Source organism: Bacillota bacterium, from assembly GCA_024653485.1.
In the GTDB taxonomy this organism is placed as follows: Bacteria; Bacillota; SHA-98; order UBA4971; family UBA4971; genus UBA6256.
The window spans coordinates 33,794-46,659 of the sequence record JANLFY010000005.1; the positions used below are offsets into that span (position 1 = coordinate 33,794).

Here is a 12,866-nt window from a genome sequence, read left to right on the forward strand (position 1 = left end):
GTACCACCGCCGAGTTCGGCCGTCTCGTCAACTCGTTTTCGACACATCTGGCCCATTCCCTCCGTCCGGCCTCACGGCACTTGCACGAAGCTTGCGCCACCTCTCTTCGAGAGCGTCCACTATCCAATCGGGCGCACGCACCCCCCCAAGCACGGCAGGTTCATCGGGCGCGACACCGTGGAAGTCGCTTCCCCCCGTGACGACAAGCCCTCGTCTCTCGGCGATCTCCAGCCATCGCCTCGTGAGCTCGTGGTTATGGGTGGGGTAGTACGCCTCGACCCCCTCCAGCCCGGCGCGTACGAGATCACCAAGGAGCGTTTCCCCGGCGCACCTCCCTGGATGTGCCAACACGGGAACACCGCCCGCCGTCCTCACCAGGCGGACGGCTTCCGTCGGAGTCAACCCGTAGTGTTCCACGTACGCAAGGCCCTCTTTGCCCAGGTACTTTTCGAAGTCGCCATAGCGGCGCTCCGGCCTCGCGTATCCCAGGTCCACCATTGCGCGGAAGATCTGGCTCCTCCCGACTACGCCGCCCTTCCCAAGGTTCACGACGTGACTCATGGGAATGTGTATGCCGAGACGGCCCAGCTTCCGGAGTATCAGCTCGGCCCGGGCCATTCGCCCCTCTCTCAGCATGTGCAGGGTCTCGAGGAACGCCGATGAAGAGGTGTCGATGTGGTATCCAAGGATATGAACCTCGGCTTCCTCCGAATCGCTGGACAACTCCACGCCGGGTATGACTCTTATGCCCAGCTCCGCGCCTGCTGACAACGCCTCCTTCACTCCTGCCACGGTGTCGTGATCCGTGACAGCTATAGTCTTTACGTTTCTCTCTGACGCCAGCCGGACGAGCGCTTCGGGAGAATAGCGCCCGTCTGACGCCGTGGAATGAACGTGAAGGTCGACTGCCACCTCAAGTCCCCCTCGTGACCTCGCACGAGCACAGAAGTCGCACTCCTCGGTATCCCGTACATGCAATTATTGCCCGTAAGTGTCAGTTTATTTCCCGCTGCCGCGGGCATAATACTCTCGCAAAGGTCCTCGTCGGGGCCGAGCTAAGACCGCCGTGCGCCTCTTCCTGTGCGCTGCAGGCCTGGAAAGCCTCACGGCGATCGAGCGAATGGTGGCGCTTTGCTTTGCTTCTGCAACGCCTGTGCCGCTTGAGCGAAGGTCAGCTCGCGGCCTCCCAAGGATCCGTCCGGGCCGGAAGGCCTTGTCGGGTTCGCAAGAAGTCGCATCTGGCCGAGCCAAGACTCACATGGGTCTGAAGACAGTCTGTCCGCGGTTGAAAGATCGCGTGTGGTCTGTCCAGGATCTATGTCGGTCGGTCAAAGGTTGCGCCCGGTTCTGCAATGTACTGCAGCGAGAGGTTGCCTCGGCCGAAAGGTCGTTGTAGCCTCGTTAGGGATCGGACACAGCCGGCGAGAAGGTTCCCGAGGACCTTTGCCCTTTGTCTGCCGCCTGCTCTGTCGAAAGGCGGCGATCCCGGTCCGTGATAGGAAAATGGGTTGCCTTCCGGCAACCCGTAACCGCTCTTTGACAAGCCGGTCTGTATGGCACCGACTATCGGGCGGCAACCTTTTCCTTGAGAGCCTTGCCGGCCTTGAACACCGGCACCTTAGACGCCGCGATCTTGATCGTTGCGCCAGTCCTCGGATTCCTCCCGGTGCGCGCGGCACGCTTCCTTACTTCGAAAGTGCCGAAGCCGACGAGCTGCACCTTGTCTCCGGAAGCAAGAGCGCTCTCCACGGCATCCAGTGTTGCACCTATGACTTTCTCGACATCCTTTCGTTTCGCTCCTGTCTGTTCGGCAACTTTCGTCACGAGTTCCGCTTTGTTCAACTCAGTCCCTCCTTACGCCCTCTAAATACCACGGTTGCACGGTCTTGCCTGACCCCTGGGATTTGCTATTCGATTCTGTTCGGCATTCTCCTGCACATGGGGGCGAAAAATGTTGACATGACGCCATGTTGGACGATGGCAAGCCGTGCCTTCAGTCTTCGGGAAATGTCCTCTCCACGACCTGTCCCGATCTGCCCAGGGCACCTATATGTACCCCGTTATAAGTCACGTCGATTCCACTCGCGTTCCCGACCTTTATGCGGAGGGACTCCGCCGCTTGCCAGGTGGCGCGTTCTCCCGCGAGCATGGAACGCTCGAAGACCACTTTCCCGTCCGCCACCACCCTCACCCAACACCTCTCCGTTACGTGCACCGAAAGCTCGTGGCCGGCTGTTGTCCGGGAGGCTTCCTGAGGCTCACGCAGAGCGGACCGCGCCTCCACCCCCCCGGACTGCGAGTCTGAACCTTGAGGGAACGGCGTCACCTGCGCCGGCTGCCCGGCAATCTGCCCTGTGCTATCCTGCCCCGCCTCCGCGGGCATTCCGTCCGGGCGCGTCTCCGCGGAGATCTGGCCTTCCGATGAAGCCAGGGCACCGCTTGCCGCGACATCCCCATTGAGTCCATTGAGTTGGAGGTGCGAAGACCGAGACGCACCAGGCCTGCCGGCCAAGTCGGCCGGCGGGCGCACGTAACGCAACACGACGGCGCCCGCGAGTATGACTACCGCGGCCATGATCCCGCCAGCAACCATCCAATGTCGCGACATTCTGAGTTTTGCTGATACATCCTGCCCCTTCTCGAATGACGTCTCCGGGGCCTTTCCCTCTGCGACTTGGGAGCGTGCAGCCTTGTACCGCTCCACTATCTCGTCCCCGCGCAGGCCCACGGCCTCAGCGTAGTTGCGCAGGAATCCTCTCACATAGACCTCCCCTGGGAGGACCTCGAGCTCGCCTTGCTCAATCGCCTCCAGATAGCGGCCACGTATCTTCGTGGCCTCCTGCACGTCTGAAATCGTGAGACCCTTGGCTTCCCGCGCTTTCCTCAGAAGTTCGCCGAGCTCTCGCACTAAACTTCCCCCCTCCCGGTGCGCTCTCGAACTCTGTGATTCGCACGGTACCCTCTTCACGCTTCACGAGTCCCGGCCCAAGTCGCGGGCTTTCGCCCGGGTGGCGTCCCATCGTTCAAGGGTCATGAGCACTTTTCGAGGCTTGCTTCCCTCATACGGGCCGACGAGCCCGCGCGACTCCATGGCGTCGATGAGCCTTGCCGCCCGCGTGTACCCGATCCTGAACCTCCGCTGGAGCTTTGAGATGGATGCCTCCTCCGTCTCCAATATGAGCCTGACCGCGTCCTCGAAGAGCGGATCCTCCTCTCCAAGGCTTTCACCGTCGGCCGTTTCCCTCGTAACGCTTTGCGCGACGTATGTCGGCTCGGCCTGCGCCTTCACGAAATCCACGATCGCCTCGATCTCAGAGTCGGAGACGTACGCCCCCTGAACCCGAATTGGCTTCGGCGCTCCAACAGGGAAGAACAGCATGTCTCCTTTCCCGAGAAGCCTCTCAGCGCCGCCCGTGTCCAGGATGACCCTGGAATCCACCTGGGAAGGCACGGCGAAAGCGATCCGCGACGGTATGTTCATCTTTATGATCCCCGTGACTACATCCGCAGAGGGTCTCTGAGTGGCGAGAACGAGGTGAATCCCCGCTGCACGCGCCATGAACGCGAGCTGCGAGACGACGTCCTCCACGTCTTTCTGGGCAACCATCATGAGATCCCCCAGCTCGTCTATGATCACGACTATGTATGGAAGAGGTCCCGCCTCCGAATCCTGCAGCTTGCCCGCCTTGGACAGGGCGTTGAACCTCTCTATGTTCCTCACGCCGTTCGCGCCCAATAGGCGATACCTGTTGTCCATCTCCTGGGCGACCCACCTCAGGTATCCTCCGGCCTCTCTCGTGTCGGTGACAACGGGCGCGAGCAGATGTGGTACTCCATCGTAGGTCGTGAGCTCCACGCGCTTCGGGTCTATCATGAGGAGCTTGACCTCGTCAGGCGTGGCCTTGAAAAGGATGCTCGCAATGAGGGCGTTGAGACACACGCTCTTGCCTGACCCTGTAGCTCCAGCAACCAGCAGGTGGAGCATGTTCTCGAGGTCGCCGACAACGGGCTTGCCTGCGATGTCCTTTCCCAGCGCTATCGCGAGCTTGCTCTTGTGCCTCTGGAATTCGCTGGATTGCAGCACCTCTCTTAGGTAGACAAAGGAGATCTCCGGGTTTGGGACCTCGATCCCGATCGCTGACTTGCCCGGTATCGGTGCTTCGAGCCGGACGCCGGACGAGGCCAGTGCAAGCGCGATGTCGTCGGAAAGACTCATGATCTTGCTCACTTTGACTCCGGGAGCGGGAGTCAGCTCATACCTGGTCACAACGGGGCCCCGGTCGACTTGGCTGACCCTGCCTTTCACGCCGAAGCTGGCTAGCGTGTCCTCTAGCAGTCTCGAGTGATCCGGAGCCTCGCCTTGTTTCCATCTCGAGGGCTTCGCTGGGTACCCGAGGAGTGTGATCGGAGGCAACACGTATCCACCATCGCGGGGAGGATCCTCCCTTCTTCCGGGAACGACATTGCCTCCCGTGGGTATGGAGCAGACACCTCGGTCAGTCCCCTTCTTCTCGGCAGCGGTCGCGGCCTTCTTGGTGCCACGCCCCCTCGCATCGCGCGGTGTGCGTGCCCCCGCAACCTCTGCCGCGACCCCTTGAGGCGGCGACGCCAGCTGGCGCCCATCCGTCTCAAGGTGAGGCTCCATGTCGGGCGACTCCGCCTCCTCGAAAAGAGGCAGGAGGATCCGTCTCGCGAAGAGGGACATGGCACGCACCGTAGCACTCACAAGGACCGCGAGGACTCTGGCGCCGATCCTCGCTCCTGTTGCGGTGGCTCTTGCAAGAGCGATGACCAGCCGCGGAACGGGAGTGTCAGCTGCCAGGCTCACGCCACCAAGGAGCACGACAACACACGCCACCGCGGCGCCGACTTTCCCGACTGCGGCCGAAAGCCATCTCGAGACAAGGGAGCCTGCCATCCCTTCTCCGGCGAGGCCAAGGAGCGCGCCGACGACACACAATAGCCCGCTCGCCCGCGCTGCGATCGTCCAGGCGTCGCGGTCCACCGCAATGGCGACGCCCAACACCGCCAACGCGAGCGGTATCAGCACCGCCCAGTCGCCCGCGACCGCGCGCAGCGCAGCGGCCAGCTCTTCGCCAATAGCGCCCGCGGCGTACCTCAGACCGAGCTCATCGAGGAAAAGGCAAGCGATGCAGAACACGCCCATGCCGGTACACGCCGTGCCCATTACAGCCAAGAAATGGGCACGGTACCGCCCCGCATGGTGCAGGGTGGAGAGCCCCTTTCTGGCACCAGCTTCTCTAGAGCCTCTCTTTCGCAGACGTCTCGACACTTCAGGCATAGCAGGACCTCCGTCGCGCCCTGGAGACTTCTACGCGGCCACCCGAATTCCTCCACGGGCACCGGGCGCGTCCGGTCGTGTGGCCGCGGCGCGAGCCGGCGCAACTGCCCTAATCCTGCGAAGGAACCGCATTCTGGACGACGGCGTCGGCGAGGTTGACCGCATGGTCCGCCATGCGCTCGAGGTTGTCCACAACCTCGACGTAAATCACTCCGGACGCAGGGGAGCACCTACCCTGGTTCAGCCGCCTGAGGTGGCTCGTTCTGAGGACATCCTCCAGTTCGTCGATGTACTTCTCCTTCTCCCACACGTCCTGAGCGAGCGCGGGGTCGTTCTTCTCGAGAGCCTGAACCGCGTCTGAGATCACCTCGTCGACCCGCTCGAAAAGGTCTCTCAGCTCTGCTTTGGCCTCGTCGGAGAACTCAAGCCCTTGTTCGACCTTGTCGATGGCGAACTCGGAGATGTTCACTGCGTGGTCGCCTATGCGCTCGATGTCGTTCACCACGTGCAGCATTCCGGCCAGCCTCGTCGACTGAGGTTGGGTCATCACTCCTTGGGCCATGACAGTCGAGAGGTACAGGATTATCTCGGCTTGGAGATTGTCCACCAGATCCTCGCGAGCGTTGATGCTCTTGGCAACGGCGCTCGGCCTGCCAGTTAGGAGAGCCTCCCCGGCATCCTTCACCATCTCGCGCGCGATCCCTGCCATCCTCACGAGTTCCCGCACAGCGAGCTGGAGAGCGACAGACGGCGTGGACAACATGCGCTTGTCCAAGTACTTGGGGCCGCGCTCCAGGATGAACTCCTTACCAGGACACAACGCGGTGGCGATCCGCGCAAGAACGCCTGCCATGGGAAGCCACACCAGGGTGTTGAGAACGTTGAAGGATGTGTGAGCGTTCGCTATGAGACGCGCGATGTCGCTCGACGGGGTTACCATGTACACGAACGTCTTGAACAGCTGTAGCAGACCAAGAAAGAGGATGGTCCCGAACACGTTGAAGAGCACGTGAACCACGGCCGTCCTCCGCGCGGACAGGTTCGCTCCCACGCTCGCCAGAACCGCGGTGATACACGTCCCTATGTTATCGCCGAACAGCACAGGCACGGCAGCGTCGAACCCGACTATCCCCTGGGATGCGGCTGCCATGAGCAGGCCGATGGTCGCGCTCGAACTCTGGATGATCATGGTCATGGCCAGTCCGGCCAGTACCCCAAGGATGGGCTTCTCCCCAAGGTTCGCCATCCATCGCACGAAAGCTGGGTTGTCTCTCAGCGGCCTCATGGTGTCTGTCATGACCGTCATGCCCAAGAACAGGAGGCCGAACCCGAGAACGATCTGGCCGAGGTACTTGTGGATCTTCCTGCGCGAGAAGAAGGTGATGACAAAGCCCAGCCCTACAGCCGGAAGGGCGAGGTCTGAAAGATCGAACGCTATCAGTTGCGCCGTCACGGTCGTGCCTATGTTGGCTCCCATGACGACACCGACCGCCTGTCTTAGCGTCATGAGGCCGGCGTTGACGAAGCTCACTAGCATGACCGTGGTCGCGCTGGAACTCTGGACTACGGCTGTGACGACGGCCCCCACAGTCACTCCCATCCACGTCCTTGCGGTGAGGACCTCTAGGATTCTCCGCATCCTATCGCCGGCTGCCTTCTGAAGACCCTCACCCATCTGCGTCATTCCGTAGATGAAGAGCCCGAGGCCGCCGAGAAGTCCGGATAGAACCGAAATGGTCACCGCTTCACCTCCCAATGCTTGCCACCGGCGTCAGCATCCCGTCTCGCTCTTGCACCGTATGGAGCCTGGCCCAGACGCAATCGCCCTCTCACACAACCTGACGCAACCGCCGCGCCGGTCACCTGGGCGTTTCCGGCTCAACCCGCAATCAGCTCCCAGGCCAGCACCGCCGCGCCGGCGAGCCAGGTGTACGCCGCGAACACCGTGAGCCTTCTCCGTCTCAACGCTGAGAACACGAGATGTATCGCCACGTACCCCGAGACGATGCTCGCGGCCGCTCCCGCAAGGAAAGGCGCCCCAAACCCCCGCCCGACGCCCGATATCACGAGATCGGGCAGCTCGAGAGCTGCGGCCCCGAGGATCACCGGTATGGAGAGGAGAAAAGAGAACCTAGCGGCGTCCTCGCGCCTGAGCCCCAAAAGGAGACACGCGCTGATGGTCGCGCCCGAGCGCGAGAAGCCGGGCACTACCGCCAGCCCCTGCGCCATGCCTACGAACAGCGCACCCGAAGTCCCCAATCGGCTCAGCGGGATCTCTCTCGCCCTCAGTCTGTCACTTATCCACAACACTATCCCCGTCGCTATGAGGAAGGCCCCCACGGCGAGCTTCGATGCGAAGAGACGCTCGACGACTTGCCCGAGCGCAAACCCTATTAGGGCGGTGGGAACGCTTGCGACGACGATCAGCAAGACAGTCTTCCGCGCGTCATCCCTCGAGACTGCCTCTCCCAAGCTTGTCCCGCGGACGACGTCTCCTGCCATGCCCACCGCTGCTGCCACGAGGCGCGCCACGTCCCGTCTGAAGACCAGAATGACCGAGACAAGGGTGCCGAGGTGGACCAGGACGTCGAAGGACACCAACGCTTCATGGGCTTCGAGTATCTCCCGGGCGATGACTAGGTGGCCGGAGCTCGACACCGGCAGGAACTCCGTTAGCCCCTGCACCATCCCGAGGACCACGGCTTTCACGATGTCCATGTCGTTCCTCCCTTCACGAGATCCACGAACGTGCGGGACCACGGCAGGATCGCCGCGATGGACAGGAGATTGAAGAGAGTGTGTGCGTTGGCTATCCCGCGTCCGGGGTCCAGCCCGGACACGAACTCCACGAGCCGGATGAACGGCCCGAACACCGGGAGAACGCACGCGACTCCCACTGCATTGAACGCAAGGTGCAAGATGGCCGCCTTCCTCGCTGTCCTCGATGCTCCGAGGCTCGCGGCAAGCGTCGTCACGCAAGTTCCGACGTTGCTGCCTAGAGCGACTGCCACGGCGGATTCCAGACCCACGATTCCTTGCCGCGAGAGTCCGACGAGCACGACCGTTATCACGCTGGAGCTCTGGATGAGGCCGGCAAGGACCGTGCCCGCCACGACTCCGAGCGCCGGCACCTGCCCCAGGACGACCAGCGACTCAACCACCCATGGCAGACTCCCGACCCACGCCATCGCGGAGGAGGTCACTCCCGCACCCCATAGAATGCACCCAAGGCCGGCCAGCGCGGCCCCCATGTCGCGGCTCCGCGGTCGTCTGGCTCCCAGGTACATGACAAGCCCGGCGCAGACGGCTGGGACGCCCAGGGCCTCTGCCCGGAACGATGCAATCTGCGCGGTCACGCACGTCCCGAGGTTTGCCCCCATTATGACTCCGAAAGCCTGGTACAGGTCGAGCACTTCCGCATCGACGAGCCCGACCACCATCGCCGTGACCGCGCTCGAGCTCTGTAGGACCGCAGTGACAACGGCTCCCGTGGCCGTTCCCGCAAGCGGCGTGCGCGTGAGGCCTCTCAGTGCGCCCTCTGCCTGCTTGCCCGCCGCTCCCGCGAGCCCCGCCCTAAGCAACCGGACACCCACAAGAAAGAGGCCCACCCCCGCAAGCAGCCGACAGAGCGAGCTGGCCACGCCGCACATCTCCCCCACCTGCGAAGATACGCCTCGGCGCGTCGGTCTCAATATATGTCCTGTCAGCCTGACTTATTATAGCATAGGGCAATCATGGACGGAAAGGCCACGCTGTCCCCATAAAGTCCCTGGCGAGACGGGAGAGCTCCTGCGTCGCTTTGGAAGGCTCCACTTGGAGGGCGCTCTATGAAGGCGGCGGGCTCTGGGGGTCCCGTGCAAGGACGGACGAACAGCCAGGTGACGTTGACAGGGTGGGCGCAAGCCGGATGCGCGTTCCCGGCTGCAGGCCGGGATCGAGGAAATGCTGAGGGTCGGTGCTGATTATCCTGACTATCGCTGCCTCCGTGGAGGACAGCTGTTCCACGGTCATCTTCACGCCTTGTATTTCCACGTCAACGAACGTCCTCTCCTTGTCCATGCCATCCATGACCACCTCGAGGGGGAGGACTGTGTAGAGGATCATTGCAGCCTCGCAGCCTCCCTCTCGTCCGTTTCGGCGCGTCTCGCCCGCTTCTCGGCGATCATCTTGTTTAGCATGGAAATGGCATCGGACAGGCCCCCTACGGCGTCCATGAGGCCGAGGTTGACGGCGTCACTCCCGACGAGGACCGTGCCTACGTCTCTGACCAGCTCTCCCGTGCGGAACATGAGCTCCCGGAATTTCTCCTGGGTTATCCGTGTGTGCTCGGACACGAACTTGATCACCCGGTCCTGCATCTTCTCCAAATACTCGTAAGTCTGAGGCACACCTATCACGAGCCCGGATAGCCTCAACGGATGCACGGTCACCGTGGCAGTTGACGCGATGAGTCGGTACTTGCAGCTCACGGCCACCGGCAAGGCGATCGAATGACCGCCACCGAGCACGAGGGAGACGGAGGGCTTCGACATGCTCTCGATCATCTCGGCAATTGCGAGCCCGGCCTCGACGTCTCCTCCCACGGTGTTCAGGACCACCAGGAGGCCTTCGATGGCAGGGTTCTGCTCCACAGCCACGAGCTGAGGGATGACGTGTTCATACTTGGTGCTCTTGTTTTGGGGAGGCAAGACGATGTGGCCCTCGATTTGGCCTATTATCGTCATTACGTGCACGTTGCTCGAAGGAGCCGTGGGAGCACGCATCTCACCGAGCTGTTTCAGAGAAGCCGAAGTCGACTCCGATGCTTCCGGCGCGTCGCCTGGCATCCCGGGCGACGTCGTTCTCTCGGGAACCGGGTTCACCTCGCCGGCGAGACCCACCGGCCCGGTGCCGGATGCCCACATTCTACCGCCGGTGCCGCACCGGTTGCTCATGTCTTTCAACCTCCTGGCAATGGTCACATGAAGCGCTGGCGGCTCAAGGCCGCGCCGCTAAGTATTATGCGGCTGGCGCCCGCGATTCATGCGCCTCGTGCGGAGCTCCCGCGCGCAACGCGAATGAGCAACGAGAATGAGCCAGGAGGGGGCGAAGCGCCTGGGACGCCTCAGACATCGAGTCTGACCCACAACTTGTCAGCGATGGTGCCCAGGATCTTCAGCAAGACCACGAGAAGAAAAACCAGGATAAGAGCGACTCCGGTGACCACCCCCCACTCCGTCAGCCCCAGCCTTGCGCAGAATCTCACAGCCAGACCTATCACAAAGATGACCGCAACGCCCATGAGCATGCCCGCCAGCACGTTCAGATTGGACTTGATGGCCTTCTGCTGATCTGTCCAGCTCAACATCGGGCGCCACATGTCGAAAAGCACTCCAAACACGCACAGCAGGAACGAGGACAGAAGACCGAGGGCTATCCCCACAAGCACACTCGGGAAGGGCAACCTGACCAGGTACTCGAGCACCGCCACCCCCGGGAGCGCCCCGATGGCTATCATGACCTCTGCCCCTGCCGCCTTGCCCAGGGCGACCGTCCTACCTGATACGGGAAGGCTCCTGGGAATCCAGATGTTCCTTTTCCCTTCGCGCGAGAAAGCGGAAAACGGAATGGACGACAGAGCCGCAAGCACGAAGAAATGCCCCGCTATCACGAGGGTCCCGATCGCGGTGCTCCCCGGTGCGGCAAGCAACGCGTTCCAGAAACCGGCGACCTCGGGATCGTTCCTCGCCACCGACATGACCACGAACGCCACTGGAAGCATGACAAACCCGGCAAACCCGTTCAGCACGAACACGGGAGTTCGGGTGAATACCTTCATCTCCGCGACGGCCAGGGAAACCACGGGCGAGCGCGAGGCAATCGCCCTGGCACGCCACCTCGCGGCGCGGCGCACGCGTCCTCCCGCCACACCCACCTCGAAACCCTTGAGCACGCCCTGATAGAAGACCCTTTCGCCGATGGCGAGGAGAATCCCGAACCCGAGGGCGCCGGCGACAAGGAAAACGGCCAGGTTCGATAGACCTTGCGCGGTACCTGCCAGCGCGAGCGCCTTCGTCGCCCATATGCTGGGCGGGAACCGTGCGCCGACTACATCCACAAGGCCTTCCGCTGTCGCGAGCACCTTCGCGAGAAACTCAGCTTCCTCTCCCCTGCCAGGAGCCTGAAGTTGTACAAGCAATTGGAGGACCACAACCGCGACCATGAAAAGGAAACCCCCTATCATGGCCAGGGTGTCCCTTCGCCTGGATAACCCCGCGACCCTCATGAGGAGAATCGCCGGCACGGCGGCAAACACCAGCGGCACCAGGGGGATGGCCAGGAAGACCAATATGCAGGAGACTACGTAAGGGACTGCGCTCGCAGCTGCTCGGACACCGTAAGCCACGAAAACGGGAACCACGAACACCGCCAAGCTCACGTACTCGTTGGCGAGGATCACCGCGAACTTGCTGGCGATGACCTCAGCCGGCCGAAGAGGAAGCGGGATCAGGATGGGGAGGTCGTTCGAGAAGTAGAACACCGCTATGACAAGGACGAATCCGAGGATGAGCACTATGACCTGTGCAAGGAGGATTCCCAGGGTCAAAGTGACGGCTCCCTGCCCAACCATGGCAGCCGCCGAATAGTAGTACGATGCCGCCTTATAGATCCCGAAAGCGATCACTGCCGCGACGCTAACGACGCTGAGCAGTATGGCTACGGGTTCCCACAAGCTCTGACGCTTCTTCAGGTAGTAGTGCCTCGAGTGGGATACAGCGAAGTTCATATTGAGCTGGGCGAGGATGAGCGCGACTACCCGCCTTGCCACGTCAACCCGCCTCCCCGTGCGCCGTTAGCTCGAGGAAGATGTCCTCAAGCGTTTCATCCGCCTGCTTGCGTCGCTCGCGCAATTCTTCGACGGTCCCGCATGCGATGAGGCGTCCCCTGTTGATGATCCCCACTCGATCGCAGAGCCTCTCCGCGACCTCGAGGATGTGCGTGGAGAAGAAAACGGTGTGCCCCTTGGCGCAATGGTTCTTCATCATGTCCTTGAAGAGACGCGACGCCTTCGGGTCCAGTCCCACCATGGGCTCGTCGAGGATGAACACCCGCGGTTCGTGGAGGAGCGCGCTGATGAGGGCAAGCTTCTGCTTCATCCCGTGAGAGTAACTCTGGATGATGTCTGGAGCGGCCTGCTCCATCTCGAACACCTCCAGTAGCTCGGTGACGCGTCTTCTCCTTTCGTCTCGGGACACGCCGAATACGTCTGCCACGAGATTGAGGTACTCAAGCCCGGTGAGTCTATCGTAGAGGTTGGGGTTGTCCGGAACGTATCCGATGCTCGACTTGGCGGCCACAGGATCTCTTGCCACGTCATGGCCGTCCACCACAATCGAGCCCTTGTCGGCCCTGAGAAGCCCCACTATCATTTTGATGGTAGTGGTCTTCCCCGCTCCGTTGGGGCCGAGAAACCCGAAGATCTCCCCCGCCCGGACTTCGAGAGAGAGACCCTCTACCGCTGGCCTTGCCCCGCCACTGTAGGTCTTGGAGACTCCCTCCATCTTCAGCAGGTCAGCTCCACCCA

At 62.1% G+C, this 12,866-nt stretch carries 11 protein-coding genes; all 11 read right to left on the reverse strand.

The window, feature by feature from the left end:
- Positions 1-27 precede the first annotated feature (27 nt).
- The 11 genes from NUW12_05070 to NUW12_05120 all read right to left on the reverse strand — a co-directional run bounded on the left by NUW12_05070 (position 28) and on the right by NUW12_05120 (position 12,852).
- A complete protein-coding gene (locus NUW12_05070) occupies positions 28-912 on the reverse strand; it encodes a PHP domain-containing protein (protein ID MCR4402143.1) in 885 nt (294 codons plus the stop codon).
- A gap of 651 nt (positions 913-1,563) precedes the next feature.
- The gene (locus tag NUW12_05075; protein ID MCR4402144.1) at positions 1,564-1,842 is read right to left on the reverse strand and encodes an HU family DNA-binding protein; all 279 of its coding nucleotides are present in this window, start codon (positions 1,840-1,842) and stop codon (positions 1,564-1,566) included.
- Positions 1,843-1,993: 151 nt separating this feature from the next.
- A complete protein-coding gene (locus NUW12_05080; GenBank protein MCR4402145.1) occupies positions 1,994-2,908 on the reverse strand; it encodes a helix-turn-helix domain-containing protein in 915 nt (304 codons plus the stop codon).
- A gap of 63 nt (positions 2,909-2,971) precedes the next feature.
- Positions 2,972-5,302: a DNA translocase FtsK gene (locus NUW12_05085; GenBank protein MCR4402146.1), complete on the reverse strand. Its 2,331-nt coding sequence runs from the start codon at positions 5,300-5,302 to the stop codon at positions 2,972-2,974.
- Between the two features lie 109 nt (positions 5,303-5,411).
- Complete coding sequence (locus NUW12_05090; GenBank protein MCR4402147.1) at positions 5,412-7,043, reverse strand: Na/Pi cotransporter family protein; 1,632 nt, start codon at positions 7,041-7,043, stop codon at positions 5,412-5,414.
- A 137-nt stretch (positions 7,044-7,180) separates the two neighbouring features.
- The gene (locus tag NUW12_05095) at positions 7,181-8,020 is read right to left on the reverse strand and encodes an undecaprenyl-diphosphate phosphatase (protein ID MCR4402148.1); all 840 of its coding nucleotides are present in this window, start codon (positions 8,018-8,020) and stop codon (positions 7,181-7,183) included.
- Positions 8,008-8,943: a Na/Pi symporter gene (locus NUW12_05100; protein MCR4402149.1), complete on the reverse strand. Its 936-nt coding sequence runs from the start codon at positions 8,941-8,943 to the stop codon at positions 8,008-8,010. The genes NUW12_05095 and NUW12_05100 overlap by 13 nt, the downstream gene beginning before the upstream one ends.
- A 184-nt stretch (positions 8,944-9,127) precedes the next feature.
- Positions 9,128-9,406 carry a YlzJ-like family protein gene (locus NUW12_05105; protein ID MCR4402150.1) on the reverse strand — a complete coding sequence of 93 codons (279 nt, stop codon included), beginning with the start codon at positions 9,404-9,406 and terminating at the stop codon, positions 9,128-9,130.
- Entirely contained in the window at positions 9,403-10,128 is a 726-nt protein-coding gene (locus NUW12_05110; protein MCR4402151.1) for an ATP-dependent Clp protease proteolytic subunit, read from the reverse strand. Before NUW12_05110 ends, NUW12_05105 begins: the two co-directional genes overlap by 4 nt.
- Positions 10,129-10,406: 278 nt before the next feature.
- Complete coding sequence (locus NUW12_05115; protein MCR4402152.1) at positions 10,407-12,110, reverse strand: hypothetical protein; 1,704 nt, start codon at positions 12,108-12,110, stop codon at positions 10,407-10,409.
- A 1-nt stretch (position 12,111) separates the two neighbouring features.
- Positions 12,112-12,852, reverse strand: a complete 741-nt coding sequence (locus NUW12_05120; protein ID MCR4402153.1) for an ABC transporter ATP-binding protein — start codon at positions 12,850-12,852, stop codon at positions 12,112-12,114.
- Between the last annotated feature and the right edge of the window lie 14 nt (positions 12,853-12,866).

Coding starts and splice junctions, on each gene's coding strand:
- NUW12_05095 (MCR4402148.1), bottom strand. CDS start 8,020: ATGGACATCGTGAAAGCCGTGGTCCTCGGGATGGTGCAGGGGCTAACG.
- NUW12_05085 (MCR4402146.1), bottom strand. CDS start 5,302: ATGCCTGAAGTGTCGAGACGTCTGCGAAAGAGAGGCTCTAGAGAAGCT.
- NUW12_05110 (MCR4402151.1), bottom strand. CDS start 10,128: ATGCCAGGCGACGCGCCGGAAGCATCGGAGTCGACTTCGGCTTCTCTG.
- NUW12_05105 (MCR4402150.1), bottom strand. CDS start 9,406: ATGATCCTCTACACAGTCCTCCCCCTCGAGGTGGTCATGGATGGCATG.